Below are 20,987 nucleotides of genomic sequence, written 5' to 3'. Positions count from 1 at the left end.
AATGATGACCTTTTCCAAGAAAATCGGCGGCGTGGCGGGGGCAGCGGCCCTTTCGCTCTTCGCCGCCCTGCCCGCCTGGGCGCAGGACGCGGCGGCACCCGCCGCTACGGTCGACAAGGGCGACGTCGCCTGGATGATGACCGCGACCATCCTGGTCCTCGCCATGATCCTGCCGGGCCTGGCCCTGTTCTACGGTGGCCTGGTCCGCAGCAAGAACATGCTGTCGGTCATGACGCAGATCGGCGCGGTGGCCTGCCTCGCGATGCTGATCTGGGTCATGTACGGCTATTCGATGGCCTTTGGCCCCGATTATACCAGCGGCCTTTCCAACTTCGTCTCCACCTTCGACAAGGCTTTCCTGAAGGGCGTGACCCCTGCTTCGCAGGCCGCGACCTTCACCGCCGGCGTCGAAATCCCCGAATATGTGTTCATCAGCTTCCAGATGACCTTCGCCGCGATCACGGTCGCGCTGGTGCTGGGTTCGGTGGTCGAACGCATCAAATTCTCGGCCGTGATGGTGTTCGCCATCGTGTGGCTGACGATCGTCTACTTCCCGATCGCGCACATGGTCTGGGCGGCTTCGGGCTATTTCTTCAAGGCTGGCGCGCTCGACTTCGCGGGCGGCACCGTGGTCCACATCAACGCGGGCGTTTCCGCGCTGGTGGCCTGCATCATCCTTGGCAAGCGCATCGGCTTCCCCAAGGAACCGATGGCCCCGCACAGCCTGACGCTGACGGGCGTGGGCACCGGCCTGCTGTGGGTCGGCTGGTTCGGCTTCAACGCCGGTTCGGCGCTGGAAGCCAATGGTTCGGCCGCTCTCGCCATGATCAACACCTTCGTCGCCACCGCTTCGGGCGCCCTGTTCTGGATGCTCGCGGAAAAGCTGAACGGTCACAAGGGTTCGGCTCTGGGCTTCTGCTCCGGCATCATCGCGGGCCTCGTCGCCATCACCCCGGCGGCTGGCAATTCCGGCCCGTTCGGCGCGATCATCCTGGGCGCCGTCGCTTCGATCATCTGCTTCTATGCGGTCACCGTCATCAAGCCGAAGCTCGGCTATGACGACAGCCTCGACGCCTTCGGCATCCACGGCGTGGGCGGCATGATCGGCGCCATCGGCACCGCCATCGTCTACTCGCCTGCCTTTGGTGGCCCCGGCGCGGAAGATTATGAAATCGGCGCAAAACTGCTGGTTCAGATCGAAGCGGTCGTCGTGACCATCATCTGGGCATCGATCGGCACCGCCATCGCCATCTTCATCGCCAAGGCGGTGACCGGCCTTCGCGTCAGCCAGGAAGTCGAATATGAAGGCCTCGACCTCGGCGAACATGGCGAACGCGCCTACAACGCCTGATTGAATTGGCAGGGCGGGCCGCCCTCACCGGACATGGCCCGCCCGCCCCACCTTGTTCCTCCTGCGAACATGCCTTGGGGCCGGTGTGAAAACATCGGCCCTATTTTTTTTATGCCCTGATCATGGTTTCACCATCGGGACCGGCATGGGTGGGAAGCGGCGGTGCCCCAACAAGCACCGTTCGCCCTGAGCCTGTCGAAGGGCCTTCTTTCTGACAGGCAAGGGGTTTCGGCACGCTCAGCCCGAACGGGTTTCCCAATCCGGATGCAATCGCCAACCGCCCCTGGAGCGCAATACGTTCATACTGAATCGGATCACGCTCCATTTTCCTTTTGTTTTCCGCATTTTCCGGGCCAGCAGATGTCAGTCCGGCCGCGTCCACAATCCTTCAGGCCGCGCCTTGTCCGCGGGCCATCGCCGCCCGCGCCCCGGCACCTGCGCCCCGGCGCGCATGACCCAGCCCAGCTTCTCGCGGCCCGGCGTCACCACGCGATGATCCCAGGCATGCTCGCCCCGCCGCGCCACTTCGCGCGCGATGTCGCCATAAATACCCGCTGCCGCCAGCACCGCCCATGCCGCCCGTGGCGGCAGCGCGCCGGTGCCATGGCGCGCGCTCTCCTCATAGGCCGCCGCCATATCGGCCAGCCTGCGCGACAGGATGGCCAGACGCGGCCGCACCCACGGCTTCATATGTTCGCCCGGCGGAATATCCATCTCCACCAGCCATTCGACGGGCAGATAGCATCGATCGGCGATTTCATCCTCGCTGATGTCGCGGGCGATATTCGCCAGTTGAAACGCCAGCCCCAGATCGCAAGCCCGGTCCAGCGTCGCGCGATCCTCAGGGTCGACGCCCATCAACACCGCCATCATGCACCCGACCGCGCCCGCCACATGATAGCAGTAACGCAGCATGTCCGCCTGCGACCGGGGCCGCCAGTCGCGCGCATCCAGCGCAAAGCCTTCGATCAGGTCATGCGCATAGCGGTGCGGGATGCCGCATTCGCGCATCACCACGCCAAAGCCGTCGAACGCCGGATCGCCGGTCGCATGCCCATATAGCGCCCTGTGCGTCATCACCCGCATCATCGACAGCCGCGCCTGCGCATCGGCCACGCTGCTCATTGCGCCGCCATGGTCCTGCCCGTCGGCGATGTCGTCACATTTGCGGCACCAGGCATAGAGCAGCCAGGCCCGCTCCCGCGTAACGCGGTCGAACAGTTTCGACGCCATGGCAAAGGATTTCGACCCGCGCGCGATGCTGGCGCGGGCATGGTCGACAAGGGCGGAACGGTCTGGAATCGCGGAAGACATGGGTCAGGACATGCCCTGCCCGGCTCGCAATGTCATCCCAACTCCGTTCGTTTCGAACGCAGTCGAAAAACGGCCAGCTCCGCGCTTCTTGTTTCTCGGCACGCTCGAAACGAACGGGCGATATGTTTTTTAAAGCCGCGCCGCCTTCATCGCGAATATCGTCTCATGCGGCTGATAGGCGGCCATGGCGTCCACCAGCGCCTCGATCCCGTCGGCATGCACCATGATCCCGGCATGCTGCGGCCGGATGAAACCCGCCTCCACCATCTGCCGGTTGAAGCCGATCAGCTGATCGTAAAAACCCGCGACGTTCAGCAACCCCACCGGCTTGCTGTGATAGCCCAGCTGCGCCCAGCTGATCGCTTCCCACAGTTCGTCCATCGTGCCCACGCCGCCCGGCAGCGTCACGAAACCGTCCGACAGGTCGGTGAACAGCTGCTTGCGCTGATGCATCGTCTCCACGACATGCAATTCCGTGCAGCCGCGATGCGCGACCTCCGCACCGACCAGCGCCTGCGGGATCACGCCGATCACCTCGCCGCCCGCCTCCAGCGCCGCGTCCGCCACCGCGCCCATCAGACCCAGCCGCCCGCCGCCATAAACGACGCCGATGCCCCGCTGCGCCAGCGTGCGCCCGACATGGCGCGCCGCGTCGATATAGGTGAGGTCGGCCGGGGTCGCCGAACCACAATAAACCGCCAGTCTCTTCATGATCTTCAGCCCAAATCCTGCAACATCAGCGCCGCGGTGGCCTTGGCGCTGCCCACCACGCCGGGGATACCCGCGCCGGGATGGGTGCCGGCCCCTACCAGATAAAGGTTGGGAATGACATCGTCGCGATTATGCGCCCGGAACCATGCGCTCTGCGTCAACAGCGGCTCCAGGCTGAAGGCGCTGCCCATGTGTGCGCTCAGGTCGCGGCCGAAATCGGTCGGCGCATAATGGAACCGCGTCACGATGCGCGAGCGGATGTCGGGGATCAGCCGGTGCTGGATCTCGTCCAATATCCGTTCGGCATAGGCATGACCGAACTGGTCCCAGTCGATGGGCAGCTTGCCCATATGCGGCACCGGCGCCAGCGCATAGAATGTCGAATGGCCATCGGGAGCCATCGACGGATCGGTGACGGTCGGATGATGCAGATAGAGCGAGAAGTCCTGCGGCAACACGCCATGATCGTAAATGTCGGTCAGCAGCCCTTCGTAACGCGGCCCAAACAGGATCATGTGGTGCGGGATGCCGGGCCAGCTGCCCTTGATGCCGAAATGCAGCACGAACAGGCTGGGCGACCAGCGCTTGTGCTTCAGGCTTTCGGCCTGCTTCACCCCGCGCGGATGATGGCTGAGCAGATCGCGATAGCTGTGCATCAGGTCGCCGTTGGTGGCGATCGCGTCCGCCTCCCCGCGCCAGCCGGACGCGGTATGGACCGCCGTCGCCTTGTCGCCATAGGTTTCGATCCGCGTCACCGCGTCGCCCAGCCGCAATGTGCCGCCCAGCCGCTCGAAATGCGTGGCCATCGCCTGCACCAGCCGGTTGGTCCCGCCTTTGGCGAACCACACGCCGCCATCCTTTTCCAGCTTGTGGATCAGGGCATAGATGGCGCTGGTCTTCATCGGATTGCCGCCGACCAGCAACGTATGGAAAGACAGCGCCTCGCGCAGTTTCTCATTCTTCACATGGGACGACACGACCGAATAGACCGACCGCCACGCCTGATATTTGGCAAGGGATGGCGCCGCCTTGATCATCGATGCGAAGTCGAGGAAGGCAACCGAGCCGAGCTTGCGATACCCTTCCTCATATACGCCTGCGGCATAGTCGCAGAAACGCTCATAACCCGCGACATCGCCGGGATCGAGCTTTGCGATTTCCGCGCGCAGGGCCGCTTCGTCGTTGCTGTAATCGAAATTGGTGCCGTCACGCCAGTTCAGGCGATAAAAGGGCGATACCGGGACCAGCCCGACATCCTGCGCCATGTCATGCCCTGACAGGCGCCACAATTCGGCCAGACAATCGGGGTCGGTGATGACGGTCGGCCCCGCGTCGAAGGTGAAGCCGTCCTTTTCCCACATATAGGCGCGGCCGCCGGGGCGATCGCGCGCCTCGACCAACGTCGTGTCGACCCCCGCCGATTGCAGGCGGATGGCAAGCGCCAGGCCGCCAAAGCCTGCGCCGATGACGATCGCACGTCTGGGGTTTGGCCTGTCCATCAGGCGGGCGGGTTCCACAATGTTCGCATGGCGTCCCTTATGGGCACGGGCGGCTTCCCGCACAAGATGCGGATGCGATCGGCGATCGACGATTGCCCGGCATAGAAACGCTGGATCAGCGGCGGAGACAGGCGATAGAAGCGCTGGAATATCCGCCAGCGCTGGTCCGGCGCCGCCGCGCCGAACAGCATCCGGCCCAGCAGCCGGTAATATCCGCCCCGTCGCCAGTGCGCCACCGCATGGGCGCGGGTCTTGCCTGGCAGGTCATCCAGCGCCGCGTTCGCGATGCGGATCGCAAAGCGCACCGCATCGGGCAGCGAATATCCCGTCATCGGCTGGAACATCCCGGCGCGCACCCCGGCGCGGGCGACTTCATCCCCCTTTGGCCAGTAACGATCGAAATCGCCGCCATGGACGACGGGCAGCACGCCCTGCTCCCGATGGACGACTGCGCCATGCCACCCCTTTGCCCGCGCATAATCGGCGATCCGCGCATCGATGGCGGCCACGTCCAGTTCGGGACCATCGCTATAATAGGTGTCTTCGATAAAGATCGTGTGCGCGTCCCATGGCAGCAGATAGACGAAGCGATAGCCGTCAATCTGTTCGACACCGGCATCCATGATGACGGGCCGGTCGATCCCGTGCGGCGCATCCAGTTTCAGCGTGTGGCCGACGAATTTCTGCCATCCGCACCGCAGCGCCGACAGGTCGCCCGCCCCCCGCGCATCGATGACCGCCCCGGCGCGGATCACCCGCCCGTCGGCCAGGGTCACCCGATCGCGCGCAACCGCGGCGACTGACGCAGCCGTCATCAACCGGTCGCCCAGTGTCCGCTCCAGCACCGCCGCGAAGCGATCGCTGGTCACGCTGTTATAGGGCGTCTCCAGTTCGCGCGCATAACCCGGAAATCGCACGCCATGGCCCTGCGGCCAGCGATGCGCGATCATCGGGTCGATCAGCCAGCGATCGGCGGGCGCGACGTCCCCGTCGAAGAAGGACCAGACATGGTTCCCCCCTGGCCGCTCGCCCTGTTCGACCAGCAACAGCTGCACCTCCGGCCGCAGCCGGGCAAAGGCCAGCGCGATCAGCCCCCCGGCCAGCCCGCCGCCGACAATCGCCAGATCGCAGTCCAGAATATCCGCCATAGCCCCCTGTTAGAGCCTGTCCCGTTTCAGGGAAAGCCGTGTTGCGACAAAGGCGGGAACGCCGTTGAAATGATAGGACGGGGCTGCGGCCTTCGCCGGGACATGCCGGACCTGGATCGGAACCCCCTTGGCTGATCCGACGGTATAGTATAGGGGGGTATCCTATGCACATTATCGAAAATCGGGATAAGCTGCTGGCGCGCACGCGCCGCATCGCGGGGCAGGTCGCTGCCGTCGAACGGCAACTAACCGGCGACGCGGGCTGTTCGGAAACCCTGCAACTGGTGGCATCCGTGCGTGGCGCGGTCGGCAGCCTGATGGAGGAGCTGATCGAACAGCATATGCGCGAACATGTCGCCCGGCCGGGCCTGACCGATGACGCCCGCGCCGCCGCGACCGAAGAAATGCTCGCGCTGATCCGCCGTTACGGGAAATGAATATGCACGACGACCATAAGCACGGTCATCATGGTCATGATCACCACCATGACTGCGACCATGATCATGGCGACCACAGCCACGCCCATGCACCGGCATCGCCACCCGCCGACGCTGGCGATGACAGCCATTATTTCGACCATATCTACCTGACTGCCGGGCATGATCAGAATGCGAAGCGGACTTTATGGGTCGTCTGGCTGACCGCCGCGACGATGGTGGTGGAAATCGCGTTCGGCTGGATCACCGGATCGATGGCGCTGCTGGCCGACGGTTTTCACATGGCCACCCATGCGGGCGCGCTGGCGGTGGCGGCCGCCGCCTACAGCTACGCCCGGCGCCATGCCCGCAATCCGCGCTACACCTTCGGCACCGGCAAGGTGGGCGACCTGTCGGGCTTTGCCTCCGCCCTGTTGCTGGGCGTCACCGCTCTGTTTATCGCGGTCGAATCGGGCATGCGCTTCTTTCAGCCGATCCATGTCGCCTTTGGCGAAGCGACGCTGGTCGCGGTCGTCGGCCTGATCATCAACATCGTCAGCGCGCTGTTGCTGGGCCATGACCATAGCCATGATCACGGGCATAATCATGATCATGGGCGCGAAGATGATCACAAACATGGCCATGCCGACAATAATCTGCGCGCCGCCTATGTGCATGTGCTGACCGACGCGCTGACATCGGTGCTGGCGATCGGCGCGCTGCTCGCCGGGCGCTATCTGGGCTGGTGGTGGATGGACCCGGCGGTCGGCCTGCTGGGCGCGGTGGTGATTGCGCGCTGGGCGTGGGGCCTGATGAAGGATACCGCCGCCATTCTGCTCGACACCGCCGAACCGGCGCTGATGGCGCGGGTCCGCACGCAGGTGGAGGCCGAAGACGCCACCATTCGCGACCTGCATGTGTGGCGGATCGGCCCGCACGCCCACGCCGCCATCGTCAGCCTGGCCCCCGGCGCAGACGGCGCAAAGGTCCGCGCCCGCGTCCGCGCCCTGCCCGGCATGGAACATGTGACGGTGGAGTGCGGCTAGCGCATCGTGCACAAGATCAGAAACCGGTTTTGCGCAGATGACGATGCGGCAACGGATAAGCAGGGCATGTTCGCAGTTGATGGCATCACCCATCTGGCGCATGATCCCATCGCTTCGGGCGAGGTCGGGAAACGGAAGGGATAGAACCAACCTGTCTCGCCCTATCCCGGTCTGGTGCGAAATACGGCGCAGGACGCGCAACGCGCCCTATGGCCGCTCGTCCCAGCGCAGCAACCGTACCGCCCCATCGCTTTCCACCATCAGTTCGCCAAAGGCCCCGGTCCGCAATTTCAGCGTCGCGGACTGCAATCCCGCCGCGATCAGCGCGAAACGCGCCGCGCCATTGCTGGTGACCAGCAAATCGACGCCAGCCCCGCCTTCCGCGAAAAAGGCGCGCCACGCCGCGATGCGCCGGTCCGCATCGACGATCCAGCCGTCCGGCGCGATGCCATACGCGTCCCAGTCCGCCAGCGCCCGTTCACCGATCCGGGCGACGACCTCGGCTTCGGGGCGTCCTTCGTCCGGTCCATGATCGATTTCGCCCAGCCAGTCGCGCGTCCCGTCCCGCTGATGGCCGATCGCCGCGCCGATACGATCCGCCGTCTCGCTGGCGCGTTGCAACGGGCTGGACAATAGCCGCCCGACCGACAGGGCCTGCTCCGCGAACCACGCCCCCAGCCGGTCCGCCTGCCCGCGCCCGCTTTCCACCAGAGGAATGTCGGTGCGCGCGCCCACGCGGCATGCATCCGCGCTGCTGGCGAACGTATTGCCATGGCGAATGATGAAGATGCGCCGCATACCGGTCAGAGCGGCGGCGTCGGGTCGCCATGCAACGCGATCAGCGCCTCGACCCGGCTGATGTCGGCTTCGGTATCGATACCGCTGCTATCGAAACGCGGTGGATCGACCGCTACCGTCATGACCGGGATGCCCAGCTCCAGCAGGCGCAGCTGCTCCAGCCCCTCCAGATTTTCCAACGCCGTCGGCGGACATGCCTCAAACCGCTGCAAGGCATCGATCGCATAGCCATAAAGGCCCACATGCCGCCACACCGGCGATTTCGCGCTGGTGTCGCGCAGCCCGACTTCGCCGCGAATGGCCGGGATGATCGTCTTGGAAAACCACAAGGCCCGCCCATCGGGCGCCCGCGCGCAGGTGGTGCCGCTGAAGGGCGACCGCGTCTTGTGATCGCGCAGCGCGTCGAGCGCGGGCCAGTCGAGCGCGATGACCGGCGTCGCCACCGGCGCGCCATCCTGCAACGCCGCAATCACCGCCGCCAGCGCGCCTTCAGGCTGAAAGGGCGAATCCCCCTGCAGATTGACGACGAAGCGCGGCGTTTCCGCCTGCGCCATCGCCGCGGCCAGCGCCCGGCCCGACCCTGTCGCAATGGCGCTGTCGGTCATCACCGCATCGCACCCCACGGCGCGGGCATGATCGGCGATCTCGTCATCGTCCGTCGCCACGACCAGCGCCACATCCGTGCGCCCGCCAATCGCGCTTCGCGCCATCGAAATCGTGCGATGCAACAACGTCCGCCCGGCAATCATCCGCAGCGGCTTGCGTGGCAGCCGGGATGATCCGGCCCGCGCGGGAATGACGACCAGAAGGCTCAGGCGACCCCGGCGTCCAGCAGGTCATGCATGTGCAGCGCGCCGACCAGACGGCCATTTTCGCACACGAACAGCAACATGATATTACGTTCATGCATCAGCTGCAGCGCTTCGGATGCCAGTTCGTCGGGTCCGACGGACAGCGGCGTCAGCGTCATGGCGGTGGCGATCGATCCGGTCAGGTTCTGCTTTCCCGTCACCGTGCGGCGCAGGTCGCCATCGGTGAAGGCGCCGATCAGACGGCCGTTGCGATCGACCACGGCCGTCCCGCCCAAACGGCCACGGGTCATTTCGACCGTCGCGTCCAGCAGCGACGCGTCTTCGCGCACCACGGGCATGTCGTCGCCCTTCGCCATCAGCTCGCGCACCTTGATCAGTTGCGTGCCCAGACGGCCATTGGGATGGAATTTGTGGAAATCGTCGGCGGAAAAACCGCGCATTTCCATCAGCGACACCGCGATCGCATCGCCCAGCGCCATCTGCACCGTGGTCGATGTGGTGGGGGCCAGCGCATTGGGGCAGGCTTCGGCCACTTCGGGCATCAGCATGCACATGTCGGCGGCCTGCGCCACCGTGCTCTGCGCCCGCGCCGTCACGGCGACCAGCGGGATGGCAAAGCGCTTGCAATATTGGATGATCGGGCCAAGCTCGGTCGATTCACCCGAATGGGACAGCATCAGCACGACGTCGTCCGGCGTGACCATGCCCAGGTCGCCATGCCCGGCATCGGCGGGGTGCAGGAATATCGCAGGCGTCCCGGTGGATGTCAGCGTCGCCGTCATCTTGCGCGCGACGATGCCGCTCTTGCCGATGCCGGTGACGATGACACGCCCCCGCACCTTCATGATGACGCCGATGACGCGCAGGAAAGTCGCGGCAAAATCGCGCTCGGCGAATTTCGCCTCCAGCGCGTTAAGGCCATCGGCTGCGATCGAAAGACTGCGACACGCAGTCTCCACGATACGACCGCCGGACCCGAATGGAATAATCTTGGAAGCTGGTGTCGACACGCATTTGCCCTTTTATCCGCTCTTCATGGTCAGATGCCCGACCTGAAAAACGGCGACGAACCATCGCATTCGATGTGTCGTCTTATCCCTTTTTCTGCGACCCCTAGCCGATAAGCATCAGCATGAACTTGGCTTACGCCGTTTCAGCTACTTATGGCAATCTATTTTGCAGCTGCGAAGAAAAAATAGATGCGGAAAAATCAACATAAACCGTCAGTTAACAAGATGAAGCGGGCATTAAAAGCGACAAGTCGCGGAACCTCTGTCGACTTCTTCCATCCCGCCTTCCAGTCATCATACTAACGCATGATAGTCGCGATACCATTGGACGAATCGCGGTATTCCCGACTCGATGGCTGTTGCGGGCGAGAATCCGATGTCTTGCGCAATGGCGCTGATGTCGGCAAAGGTCGCAGGGACGTCGCCCGGCTGCATGGGCTGAAAATCGATCTGCGCCTTGCGCCCCAGCGCATCTTCCAGCACCGCGATCAGGTGCATCAGTTCTTCGGGGCGATTATTGCCGATATTATATAATCGATGCGGCGCCCGGCTGCCCCCCGCCTTGGCCGCGCCGTCGTCGGCGGGCGGATGATCCAGACAGCCAATCACCCCGCTGACGATGTCGTCGATATAGGTGAAGTCGCGCTGCATCCGGCCATGGTTGAACACCGGGATCGGCTCGCCCGCCAATATCTTCGACGTGAATATCCACATCGCCATGTCGGGCCGCCCCCATGGGCCATAGACGGTGAAGAAACGCAGCCCCGTCATCGGAATGCGGAACAGATGGGCATAGGTTTCGCTCATCAGCTCGTCCGCCCGCTTGGTCGCGGCATAAAGGGACACGGGGTGGTCGGCGCGGTCTTCCACGCGGAACGGCTGAACGTCATTGCCGCCATAGACCGACGATGACGACGCATAGACCATGTGCCGCACCCTCCGTTCGCGCGCCAGTTCCAGCATGTTGACATGCCCCGCCAGATTGGACCGGACATAGGCGTGGGGGTTGATCAGCGAATAGCGCACGCCCGCCTGCGCGCCCAGATGGATGATCGCCGCTATCACCTGATCGGCCAGCGCGGTGTTCAATGCGGCCAGATCAGCGAAGTCCAGTTCGTGAAAGGTGAACAGCCGCCCATGCGCCGCCTGCAACCGGACGATCCGCGCGCGCTTCAGCGACACGGGATAATAATCGTTCATATTGTCGATGCCGACCACGGCATGCCCCTGCGCCAACAGCCGGTCCGCGACATGCATGCCGATGAAACCTGCGGCTCCGGTGATCAGGATGGTCATGCATTTCCCTCTTGGCATGGGCCGGGGCTTTACCACCCTGCCTTTTATCGAAACATCCGCCGCGCCTTCTACCATCTTGTTCCGGCAACGCCACGATCAGGCGCTATAGAGGACGCAACCTTTCCGCCATCTTTACCGCACTCTAATCTTTGTCGACTATGTCGATGGCCATGGACATGGCTTCCCATCCCGCATTCCCCCCCGTCGATCCGGATGGGCAGGACCAGCTGTCGCACTGGCGCGGTCTGGCGCTTGATGCGGCCGAAGCCAATGCCTTCTACGCCCCCGACATGCTGTGCGCGGCGCTCGACCATCTGGCCGCCGACGATCATGTCCACCTGATGGAGGCGCATGACGGCGACCGGTTGATCGGCCTGCTGCCGATCGTACAGCGCGCCCGTCACGGCCGCCTGCCCATCGCCTGCGTCGGCAACTGGATGCATCGCCATTGCTTCTTCGGCGCGCCGATCGTCCGTCGCGGCCATGAAATCATGGCATGGCGCAGCTTCCTGGCCCAGCTGGACACCGCGCCATGGGCCAGCGCCTTTCTGCATCTGGAGGGGCTGGACGCCGCCGGGGCCAATGCCGCCGCGCTGGAGGCGCTCTGCGTCGAACAGCGGCGCAGGCGGCAGGAAATCCATCGTTATGACCGGGCGATGCTGCGCTCGGATCTGTCCGCCGACATCTATTGGGACACGCATGTCCGCGCGAAAAAGCGCAAGGAACTGCGCCGCCTGCAAAAAAGGCTGGCGGAAATGGGCACGGTCGAAACCCGCCTGCTGACCGACGGACGGGATCTGCCGGACTGGTGCGGCGATTTCCTCTCGCTCGAAGCATCGGGGTGGAAGGGGCAGGAGGGCACCGCGCTCGCCTGCGCGTCCGGCGACACCGCCTTCTTCCGCGCCGCCTGCGCCGCCGCCTTCGACGGCGGGCGGCTGCACATGCTGCGCATCGACCTTGATGGTCGCGCCATCGCCATGCTGGTCAATTTCCGCCATGGCGACGGCGCTTTCTCCTTCAAGATCGCCTTTGACGAACAACTGGGCCGCTTTTCCCCCGGCGTCCTCATCGAAATCGCCAATCTCCACGCGGTTCAGGGCGATCCGGGCATAGGCTGGATGGACAGCTGCGCCGCCGCCGATCATCCCATGATCGACAGCCTGTGGGCGCAGCGGCGGACCATCGTACAATATCGCATCGCCCTGCACGGCGGCGGCATGGCACGGATGCGGCGCAACGCCGCCTTCGCCCTTGCCGGCGGCGCCGAAATGCTGGCCAGAACATTGAAAGGACAGGCATGACCGCCCATAGCCCGATCGCGCCCGTCAGCCCGGCGATCTTTCCGGACGACGCGCGCGCCATCTTTGCCGCCGCCTATCCCGACCGTTCGACGAAGCTGCATCATGGCCTTGTCGGCCATGGGTTGCTGACGCTGGACGCGCTGGCGGTGCTGGCCGAACGCATGCCCGCCACCTCGGTCGAATATAATCTGGGGAAACTGCCGTTGGGCGTGCGGGCGGAAGACACCCCGTCCAACGGGCTGACGCTGGGTGAAACCATCCGCACCATCGACACGAACGGCAGCTGGGCCGTGCTCAAAAATGTCGAGCGCGATCCCGCCTATGCCGCCCTGCTGGACGACGCGCTGGCGCAGCTGGAACCTGTCGTCGCGGCAAAGACCGGGCCGATGCTTCATCGCGAAGCCTTCATCTTCCTGTCCTCGCCGGGCAGCGTCACGCCGTTCCACATGGACCCGGAACATAATATCCTGCTCCAGATCATGGGGCAAAAGACGATGACCGTCTTCCCCGCCCGTGACGAGGAACTGGTGCCCGCGCAGAAGAGCGAGGAATTTCACGGCGGCGGCCACCGCAATCTTCTGTGGCAGGACGGGTTCAAATCGCGCGGCACCGCCGTCCGGCTGGAACCGGGCGATGCCATCCATGTGCCGGTAAAGGCCCCGCATTTCGTGGAAAACGGCCCGACCGTATCGGTCAGCCTGTCGGTCACATGGCGGTCCGACCGCAGCGTGGCGGAAGGGGAACTGCACAGTTTCAACGCCCTGCTGCGCAAACGCGGCCTGCCCACCGGCACGGTCAGCGCCCGGCCCGAACGACAGGGCGTCCGCCGTCTCGTCTATCGCATCATGCGGAAACTGGGCGCCTGAGCATCCGGCGCAACAGCGCCTCGGCTTCCAGGCGGGGGCTGAACCGTTCCAGCACCCACCATTCCAGCACCTCTTCGCAGGTGGCAAGGCTCTGCTTGTACCGGTCTTTCCCCGCCAGCAACGAATAGCGGGTCAGGCCCCGCCCCGCATAATCACCGACGGCGGCGGCATGGCATAACAGGCCCGGCTTGTCCTTGCCCGTGCGCGGCGAGGCAAAGGCCGACTGGTAATTCATCGCCACCCCGCGATGCACGAAATTGACCAGCAGCCCCACGACGCCCCCCGCATCGGTAAAGCGCAGCAGTTCCACCGCGCCCGACGGCAATCCCCGCGCCGCAATGGTGGCGACGAAATCGCGAAAGGCCGCATCGTCCCAGGCATTGTCCACATGCCGCCCGCCATTCATCGCCGCCATTTCGGCCAGCCACGGCGTCACATCGTCCATTCCGCCGACCGTCACCGTTGGCAGCGGCCCGCCATGATCCTTCATCGCGCGCCTGATCTGGCTGCGCGTATTGCTGCTCAGCAACGCCAGATAATCGCCATCGGCGGCCCGCACCGCGTCCAGATCGACCTGATAGACCGGCGACACATCCACCCGCGCCCGCCGATGCGCCTGCATCGCCAGCAACGGCGCGCCGGGCTCCACTCCGCTCATCCGCAGCGCGCGCCAGTCCCTGCGCCGCATGATCGCCGCCATCGCCGCCGCGCTCGCCTCCGCCTCCCGTCCCGCCTCGATCAGCAGGCCGTTATATTCGACATAGGGCCGGTCCGCCTGCGCGTCCCCCGACTGGTTCAGACTCAATGTCGCCACCGGTCCCAGCAGGCGCGGCGTCATCGCATGGCCCATCAGCGCCAGCGCGACGTCTCGCCCCGCCTCGTCCGTCACCGTCAGCAGGTCGGGCCGCAAGCCATAACTGTCGATCCACGCCGACACCCATGTCCATCCCAGGAAGAAGCTGCCCTGCGCCCGCGCCTCCAGCGCCTGCCAGCGCTGCGCCAGAGCCGCCCGATCAGGCTGCGAGAATGTCGCGGATAATGTCATCGCGCCCCTTGTGGCAGAGCATCGTTACGGGTCAAGCGGATCGATCGCCCCGATACCTCAGGCCGCGATCCGCCGCGCCGGATCGACCGTTCCGTCGGGCCTCACCCCCGCCTGCGCCAGATCATGGTCGATGCGCCCGGTCAGGAACCGATACCACATCAGGAAATCGGCGCGCAGCGACCAGAGCGGATAGCGGAATGTCGCGGGCCGGTTGCGTTCGATCAGCCCATGCGCCGCCCATGCAAAGCCATAGCCCGCCACCGGCAACGCCACCGCCATCCACGCGCGCCCGGCAAAGGGCATGATGGCGATCAGCGCCACGACGATGCTGGTTCCCACATAATGCAGCGCCCGCGTGCCCGGCCGCGCATGTTCCTGCAGATAATAGGGCCAGAAATCGCAAAAGCGGGTCAGCTTTTTCATGGTTCCTCTCCGCCCGCGATATGAAACTATTTTGCGGGTCGCCGACCGTTCCGCCGATGTCAGGATATTTTAGCGGACGGATGGATCGCTGTTAAGAGCGAACCGCCATGCGCGCGGGCGGGCGCGAACAGGAAATAGTCATAGGCCGCGCGCGATGCTTCCGCGATGATCCGGTCGCGCGACACATGGCCCCGGCTGTCCTTCATCACGAACACCACCACGGCAAAGCGCCGCCCGTCGGGCAACCGCACCACGCCCACATCATTGCCCACGCCGTTCAGCGACCCGGTCTTGTGCGCCACCGCCGTTCCCGGCGGCAACATGCCCATGATCCGCTTCTTGCCGGTTTCGCATCCCGCCATGATGGTGAACAGCCGCTGCGTGCTGGCCGCCGACAGCGCCTTCCCCGATTCATAGGCGACGATCAGGTCCATCATCGCCGCCGGGGTCGACGTATCTTCCACTTCCATGGCGAACGCCATGTTGGGCAAATCGCGTATGTCGCGCACGCCGATCTGCGGGTCGGCCTTGCGCGCGGCCTCCGCATTCTGGCGGAAACGGCCCGATGTCGGGTGGATGCCCATCGCCCGGTAGAGCAGATGCGCGGTATCGCTGTCCACGCGCAGTCCGGTCACGCCCAGCTTCTGCACGAATGCGGTGACCGCCCGCGGCCCGCCCGCCCGCGCCACCAGCACGTCGGTGGCATTATTATCGCTCTTTTGCAGCATCAGCTCCAGCAGCCTGTCGACCGACAGCGACACACCGGGCCGATTGAACATCCATGCGATGCCCCCCTCGCTCGCCAGCGCCGGGTCCAGCGCCAGCATGTCGTCCAGCCGCAATTCCCCCGCATCGACCAGCGCGAATATGCGCCCGGCCACCGCGACCTTATAGGCGCTGGCCATGGGGAACAGCGTGTCGCCGTTCAGCGCCTGCGTTTCCCCGGTCTGAAGGTCGCGCGCGGCAATCCCCACCGTGCCGTCGGACAGAGTCGCAAAGCGCGCAAATTCCGCCAGCAATTTCGCTTCCGCGCTCTGCTGCGCCAGCGGCTTTGGCGGCGGCCCGAACGCATCGGCGGCGGGCAGGGGCGCAAAGAACAGGCCAAGGGCGGCGCAAATGGCGGCAGGACGACGAAATGGCATGATTTTTCTCTCGCGGATCGCCGCGTCCCGCGCAAGCATCTTTGCGCAAAAGTTGACAGGCCCAAGTTGACAGGCCTTCGCCCCCCGCGCCATCACCGGCGCCATGACCGATAGCATCAGGCTGCACGACAGCTGGCGCCAGCCGCTGGCCGACCAATTCGCCGCCCCGCACATGCAGGGGCTGAAAAGCTTTCTTCAGGCGGAAAAGGCGGCGGGCAAACGCATCTTCCCCAAAGGCGGCGAATATTTCCGCGCGCTCGACCTCACCCCGCTGGATCGGGTGAAGGCCGTCATCCTGGGGCAGGATCCCTATCATGGCGAAGGACAGGCGCATGGCCTGTGCTTTTCGGTGCAGCCCGGCGTGCGCACTCCGCCGTCGCTGGTCAATATCTACAAGGAAATGGAAACCGACCTCGGCATCCCGCGCGCCCGCCACGGCTTTCTGGAACATTGGGCGAAACAGGGCGTCCTGCTGCTCAACAGCGTGCTGACGGTAGAAATGGGCCGCGCCGCATCGCATCAGGGCAAGGGGTGGGAATCGTTCACCGACGCCATCGTCCGCCTCGTCGCGCAGCAGGATGCACCGGTCGTGTTCCTGCTCTGGGGCGCCTATGCCCAGCGCAAGGCCGCGTTCGTGGATCAGGATCGCCATCTGGTGATCAAATCGGCCCACCCCTCGCCCCTGTCCGCGCATAACGGCTTTCTGGGTTCCCGCCCCTTTTCGCAGGCCAACGCCTTTCTGGAGGCGAAGGGGCGCGGCGCGATCGACTGGGCGCTGCCCCCGCTCGACTGAGCGCCCGCGACATCGGGAAGCCGCCCGGATCAGCCTCCGTCGCGCCAAATACCACAATGATGGCTGGTTTTCAGCGGCGCGCCGCGTCACGCGCCCAGCAGCGCCATCGCCTCGATCTGGGCACGGGAAAAACCCTGCGCGACGAGTGCTGGCACATGGCCTTCGGCCACCCGGCGCGAACGCCCGGTTTCACACAGGAAATCGCGCACCGGCCGCAGATGCGGAGCGAGTGGAACGGGCGCATCCTTCTTCGCGCCCAACAGCGCATCGATCGCACGGCCGATGCCCGCGCGGATCGGTCCCGGCGCCGCCCCCTCGCCACAGCCGCAATCCGCCACGGCGTTGAGGGTCGCCTTCACATCCTGCCATTCGGTAGGGCTAAGGTGGGGGGTGGCGATGGCAAGCATGGGACGCTCCCTGTGTAAACGGCCGGTATAGGCGGCGGGTTCTGACCTTCCTGATGCCCCTTTCAATAACGCAGCCGACCGCCTTTGCTCACCCGAATAAAATCGCATCTACCGTTCGATTTTTCTGAAAAGATCGTGCGGCGGCTGCGGCTTGGGCGCATATCCAGTCAGATAAGATCACCCATGGTTCGAAACATGCGGCCGACCCCCAAATCTGGCGCATCTTCTCCGGTTGGGCCTGGTGATTGCAGCAAAAGCCATGGCTGCGCCTGCCTCCACCCATGCCGATGCCCCCGCATAGCTATGCCCATGATGACCACTCCCTGCACAATGCCCATTGGTCGAACGCGTAGCGCGCGATCCTGCCCACAATCAGCCAACGGCCTGCACCATCGGCCGGCATTGCATGTCATCAGGCCGCGACACATCGCCATGACATCTCCCCCGGACTGACGATCGCGCCGATGGCTACGGGCGCGATGATCCGCCCACCCTGCCCGCCGCGTCGCATTTGCCGGTGACACCGATGCTGTCGCACGGCGTGCCGGACATGCGGGCGCCGATGCGTCGCGGATTTCCGAACCTGAACGGCCGATAACAGACCGGTTCAGGATCGAAACAAGCGAATCATGGCATAGCTGCAATCGCAGACAGAATTCAGGTCAGAGGAGAAAGACCATGTTCATTCGTAAAGCCATTCTGGCCACTGCTATGGCCGCCGCTTCGCTGACGGCCGTTGTGCCTTCCGCCGCCATGGCCCGCGATCATCATGACCGCCGTGGCTATCATCGCGACTATCGCGGCGATCATTATCGTGGCGACCGCTATGTCGACCGCCGTGATTATCGCGACAATCGCCGCTATGGCTGCCGCAAGTCGGGCGGTACGACCGGCCTGCTGGTCGGCGGCGTCGCGGGCGCCCTGCTGGGCCGCGCTGTAGACACGCGCGGCGACCGCGCGCCCGGCACGATCATCGGTGCGGGCGCTGGCGCGCTGGCAGGCCGCGCGATCGACCGCAACTCCAGCTGCTGATCCGACACCCACCGCATCGGCGCGAGACTAGGCCGATGCGGATGGTCGCCGGTAAAGGCGGCCCTCAGGACAGGCGCGGCGGGCATGATGCCCGTCGCGCTTTTTCATGCGCCGCCTGCGTCCGGCCCTGTGTCCGCCCCCTGTGTCCGGCTCCTGTGTCCGGCGCCTGTGCTCAGCCCCTGTGTCCAGCCAATGACCCCTGCCAGCCCGCGCCTCCACCCCGCATTGACGCCCCATGCCGCATGGACCCGCGCCCATCATCCAGCGGTACACGAAACCACCCGATCACACCGGCCCCTCCGATGGACGCCCAGTCCGCCAGTCCGCCATCAGGATATAGACCGGGATCATTGTCATATTCGCTCACCGGGCATCTGCCTTGAACCCTGTCAGGTAGGTAAAAGCCGGCCCTGCACGTTCAGATCTCATGCCGTAAAGCAAGCACAAGGCGTGGACAGGCTCAACCCGCATGGACCTCGTTCAAAAGCGCGATGCCCAAAAATGCGCAAACCGAGCATCCCTCCCAACTCGCCTCGCGCCGCCGTTCCAACATCAGCCCCGACACCGGCGATAGCCCGCCCTCGCCCGAAAACCGAAAGCGTGCCTCCCCCCAGGCCATATCCCCGGCGCGCAACCCACCACGCCCAAAAAGGTCGAGGCCCGGTCCCGCTTGCGCAGGCCGAGCCTCATTCCCTCTCCAAACTTTTCGGCCGTTACGGGCCGGGACGATCAGCCGTCGTAATCGCCGCCAATATTCTGGTTGCGCGGCGGCGCGGCGGCGGTCAGGCGCAGGGCCTCCGCCGACTGGGCGATCGATCCGATTTCGTCCGGCGTATCGTCATCGTCGATCTGCACCTTCTGCAGCGACGCGACGACCGAATCGTGCAGATCGTCGGGCAGGACGGTTTCTTCGGCGATTTCGCGCAGCGCAACGACCGGATTCTTGTCACGGTCGCGGTCGAGCGTCAGCTCGGCACCGCCGGAAATCTCCCGCGCGCGCTGGGCGGCAAGAAGGACGAGGTCAAAACGGTTGGTAACCTTGTCGACGCAATCTTCGACGGTAACGCGGGCCAAACAGGGCCTCCTGCAAACAGCGAATGGAAAAACGTGAATAGGCCGACTAGCAGCGCCCCTTTCAAGAGTCAATGAAAAGGCCATGAAGCCATGCCCATAAGGCTATGCCCATAAACCCGTGGCCGGGCGCGTCCGAAATGGGCATGAAGGGACCATGGCCACCGCCGAACCCGATCCTGCCCCCTTTTCCGTGTCGACGGACGGACACGACATCCGCCTTGACCTGCGCGGCAATCATCTGCGCCTCATCACCGACGGCGCGGCGCTGCGCACGGCGCTGATCGACCTGATCGACGGGGCGCGGCACAGCCTCAAACTCTATTATTATATCTTCGCCGACGATGGCAGCGGCACGATGGTGCGCGACGCGCTGATCGCGGCCTGCGCGCGCGGCGTGTCGGTCACGCTGATGGTGGATGCATTCGGATCGTCGGGGACGCCGGACGGCTTCTTCACCCCCCTGATCGACGCGGGCGGGCATTTCGCGCGCTTCGGCACCGGTCGCACCACCCGCTATCTGATCCGCAACCACCAGAAAATGGCGATTGCCGACGACAAGCGCCTGATGATCGGCGGCTTCAACATAGAGGATGGCTATTTCGGCATCCCGCCCGACGATTGCTGGCGCGACATCGGCCTGTCCATCGACGGCGATCAGGTGGAGGCGATGACCCGCTGGTATGGCCAGCTCTGGCGCTGGTGCGCGACGAAAAAGCATCGGTTCCGCACGCTGCGCCGCATGGTCCACCAATGGCACCCCTCGCTCCATCATGACGACGCCGATCCCTTCGCCTGGCTGATCGGCGGCCCGACCCGCCGCCTCAGCCCCTGGGCGCAGGTAGTGAAGCATGATCTGGAACGGGCGCAGCGGGTGGACATGATCGCCGCCTATTTCTCGCCGGGGCGCGGCATGCTCAAACGCATCGCCCGTGCCGCGCGGCGACAGGGCGCGCGCATCATCCTGCCTGCCCGGTCGGACAATGGCGCCACCATCGCGGCGGCCCGGCTTCTCTACGGCCCGCTGCTCAAGCGCGGCGTGGACATCTACGAATATCAGCCCTGCAAACTGCATATGAAGCTGATCGTCATCGACGATGCCGTCTATGTCGGATCGGCCAATTTCGACATGCGCAGCCTGTTCATCAATCTGGAAGTGATGCTGCGCGTGGAGGACGCCGCCTTCGCGCAAAGCCTGCGCGCCTTCATCGCGCGGGAAGCGCAGGACAGCCGCGCCATCGACCGGCAAACACATCGCGGCAACCGCAGCGGCCTCACCCTCCTCAAACAATGGATCAGCTATCTGCTGGTCGGCGTGCTCGACTATACCGTCACCCGCCGTCTCAATTTCCGCGATCCCGATGCGGATTGAAGCATTATCGAATCAGGAGGCATCATCCTCCGGCTCGCAACATACGAAAAACAAATGAAAAATAGAGCATGACCCGATTCACTATGAACGGATCATGCCTTGAACATGAGCGCGGGGAGAACGGCCTCAGCCAT

21 protein-coding genes are annotated in these 20,987 nt (G+C 64.7%); 8 read left to right on the top strand and 13 right to left on the bottom strand.

Annotated features, from left to right (window positions below; all coding sequences use genetic code 11):
* Positions 1–4: 4 nt before the first annotated feature.
* On the top strand, positions 5–1,351 hold the full coding sequence (locus ACOJSJ_RS09930; RefSeq protein ID WP_420144831.1) for an ammonium transporter: 1,347 nt from the start codon (positions 5–7) through the stop codon (positions 1,349–1,351).
* Between the two features lie 363 nt (positions 1,352–1,714).
* On the opposite strand, the gene ACOJSJ_RS09925 is transcribed toward ACOJSJ_RS09930, so the two are convergent.
* The 4 genes from ACOJSJ_RS09925 to crtY form a co-directional block, all read right to left on the bottom strand.
* On the bottom strand, positions 1,715–2,665 hold the full coding sequence (locus ACOJSJ_RS09925) for a phytoene/squalene synthase family protein (RefSeq protein ID WP_420144820.1): 951 nt from the start codon (positions 2,663–2,665) through the stop codon (positions 1,715–1,717).
* Between the two features lie 129 nt (positions 2,666–2,794).
* Positions 2,795–3,376 (bottom strand): TIGR00730 family Rossman fold protein, encoded by a 582-nt coding sequence (locus ACOJSJ_RS09920; RefSeq protein ID WP_420144819.1) that lies wholly within the window; start codon positions 3,374–3,376, stop codon positions 2,795–2,797.
* Positions 3,377–3,381: 5 nt separating this feature from the next.
* Entirely contained in the window at positions 3,382–4,875 is a 1,494-nt protein-coding gene (locus tag ACOJSJ_RS09915) for a phytoene desaturase (protein WP_420144830.1), read from the bottom strand.
* The gene (crtY, locus tag ACOJSJ_RS09910) at positions 4,875–6,023 is read right to left on the bottom strand and encodes a lycopene beta-cyclase CrtY (protein WP_420144818.1); all 1,149 of its coding nucleotides are present in this window, start codon (positions 6,021–6,023) and stop codon (positions 4,875–4,877) included. Before crtY ends, ACOJSJ_RS09915 begins: the two co-directional genes overlap by 1 nt.
* Before the next feature lie 164 nt (positions 6,024–6,187).
* On the opposite strand from crtY, the gene ACOJSJ_RS09905 reads away from it, so the two are divergent.
* Positions 6,188–6,460, top strand: a complete 273-nt coding sequence (locus ACOJSJ_RS09905; RefSeq protein WP_420144817.1) for a metal/formaldehyde-sensitive transcriptional repressor — start codon at positions 6,188–6,190, stop codon at positions 6,458–6,460.
* A complete protein-coding gene (gene dmeF / locus ACOJSJ_RS09900) occupies positions 6,457–7,485 on the top strand; it encodes a CDF family Co(II)/Ni(II) efflux transporter DmeF (protein WP_420144816.1) in 1,029 nt (342 codons plus the stop codon). Before ACOJSJ_RS09905 ends, dmeF begins: the two co-directional genes overlap by 4 nt.
* Positions 7,486–7,692: 207 nt before the next feature.
* On the opposite strand, the gene ACOJSJ_RS09895 is transcribed toward dmeF, so the two are convergent.
* The 4 genes from ACOJSJ_RS09895 to ACOJSJ_RS09880 form a co-directional block, all read right to left on the bottom strand.
* Entirely contained in the window at positions 7,693–8,283 is a 591-nt protein-coding gene (locus ACOJSJ_RS09895) for a histidine phosphatase family protein (protein WP_420144815.1), read from the bottom strand.
* A 5-nt stretch (positions 8,284–8,288) separates the two neighbouring features.
* Positions 8,289–9,089 carry a 3-deoxy-manno-octulosonate cytidylyltransferase gene (kdsB, locus tag ACOJSJ_RS09890; RefSeq protein ID WP_420144829.1) on the bottom strand — a complete coding sequence of 267 codons (801 nt, stop codon included), beginning with the start codon at positions 9,087–9,089 and terminating at the stop codon, positions 8,289–8,291.
* Positions 9,090–9,094: 5 nt separating this feature from the next.
* On the bottom strand, positions 9,095–10,054 hold the full coding sequence (locus ACOJSJ_RS09885) for a KpsF/GutQ family sugar-phosphate isomerase (RefSeq protein WP_420144814.1): 960 nt from the start codon (positions 10,052–10,054) through the stop codon (positions 9,095–9,097).
* A 345-nt stretch (positions 10,055–10,399) separates the two neighbouring features.
* Positions 10,400–11,401 (bottom strand): NAD-dependent epimerase/dehydratase family protein, encoded by a 1,002-nt coding sequence (locus tag ACOJSJ_RS09880; RefSeq protein WP_420144813.1) that lies wholly within the window; start codon positions 11,399–11,401, stop codon positions 10,400–10,402.
* Between the two features lie 170 nt (positions 11,402–11,571).
* Here ACOJSJ_RS09880 and ACOJSJ_RS09875 point away from each other — a divergent pair, with 170 nt between their 5' ends.
* Positions 11,572–12,702, top strand: coding sequence for a GNAT family N-acetyltransferase (locus ACOJSJ_RS09875; RefSeq protein ID WP_420144812.1), 1,131 nt, complete (start codon positions 11,572–11,574; stop codon positions 12,700–12,702).
* On the top strand, positions 12,699–13,568 hold the full coding sequence (locus ACOJSJ_RS09870; RefSeq protein WP_420144811.1) for a cupin-like domain-containing protein: 870 nt from the start codon (positions 12,699–12,701) through the stop codon (positions 13,566–13,568). The genes ACOJSJ_RS09875 and ACOJSJ_RS09870 overlap by 4 nt, the downstream gene beginning before the upstream one ends.
* On the opposite strand, the gene ACOJSJ_RS09865 is transcribed toward ACOJSJ_RS09870, so the two are convergent.
* From ACOJSJ_RS09865 to bla, 3 genes are read right to left on the bottom strand one after another with little or no spacing between them, the layout of a single operon-like run.
* A complete protein-coding gene (locus tag ACOJSJ_RS09865) occupies positions 13,546–14,613 on the bottom strand; it encodes a GNAT family N-acetyltransferase (protein ID WP_420144810.1) in 1,068 nt (355 codons plus the stop codon). The two genes, ACOJSJ_RS09870 and ACOJSJ_RS09865, sit on opposite strands and share 23 nt — an antisense overlap.
* A gap of 57 nt (positions 14,614–14,670) precedes the next feature.
* Positions 14,671–15,036: an Mpo1-like protein gene (locus ACOJSJ_RS09860; RefSeq protein ID WP_420144809.1), complete on the bottom strand. Its 366-nt coding sequence runs from the start codon at positions 15,034–15,036 to the stop codon at positions 14,671–14,673.
* Between the two features lie 59 nt (positions 15,037–15,095).
* The gene (bla, locus tag ACOJSJ_RS09855; protein ID WP_420144808.1) at positions 15,096–16,178 is read right to left on the bottom strand and encodes a class A beta-lactamase; all 1,083 of its coding nucleotides are present in this window, start codon (positions 16,176–16,178) and stop codon (positions 15,096–15,098) included.
* A 103-nt stretch (positions 16,179–16,281) separates the two neighbouring features.
* Here bla and ung point away from each other — a divergent pair, with 103 nt between their 5' ends.
* Positions 16,282–16,971 carry a uracil-DNA glycosylase gene (ung, locus tag ACOJSJ_RS09850; protein WP_420144807.1) on the top strand — a complete coding sequence of 230 codons (690 nt, stop codon included), beginning with the start codon at positions 16,282–16,284 and terminating at the stop codon, positions 16,969–16,971.
* 86 nt (positions 16,972–17,057) lie between these two features.
* Here ung and ACOJSJ_RS09845 read toward each other — a convergent pair whose 3' ends face one another.
* Positions 17,058–17,378, bottom strand: a complete 321-nt coding sequence (locus ACOJSJ_RS09845; protein ID WP_420144806.1) for a hypothetical protein — start codon at positions 17,376–17,378, stop codon at positions 17,058–17,060.
* 678 nt (positions 17,379–18,056) lie between these two features.
* Between ACOJSJ_RS09845 and ACOJSJ_RS09840 the strand changes: the two genes are divergently transcribed.
* Positions 18,057–18,410: a glycine zipper 2TM domain-containing protein gene (locus ACOJSJ_RS09840; protein ID WP_420144805.1), complete on the top strand. Its 354-nt coding sequence runs from the start codon at positions 18,057–18,059 to the stop codon at positions 18,408–18,410.
* Positions 18,411–19,139: 729 nt separating this feature from the next.
* On the opposite strand, the gene rpoZ is transcribed toward ACOJSJ_RS09840, so the two are convergent.
* Entirely contained in the window at positions 19,140–19,484 is a 345-nt protein-coding gene (rpoZ, locus tag ACOJSJ_RS09835) for a DNA-directed RNA polymerase subunit omega (protein WP_120250960.1), read from the bottom strand.
* Between the two features lie 154 nt (positions 19,485–19,638).
* Between rpoZ and ACOJSJ_RS09830 the strand changes: the two genes are divergently transcribed.
* Positions 19,639–20,853 carry a phospholipase D-like domain-containing protein gene (locus ACOJSJ_RS09830; RefSeq protein WP_420144804.1) on the top strand — a complete coding sequence of 405 codons (1,215 nt, stop codon included), beginning with the start codon at positions 19,639–19,641 and terminating at the stop codon, positions 20,851–20,853.
* The last annotated feature ends 134 nt before the right edge of the window (positions 20,854–20,987 follow it).

It is taken from the genome of Sphingobium sp. (assembly GCF_048594625.1).
Taxonomy (GTDB): domain Bacteria; phylum Pseudomonadota; class Alphaproteobacteria; order Sphingomonadales; family Sphingomonadaceae; genus Sphingobium.
This window is presented reverse-complemented; position numbering and strand designations above follow the sequence as displayed.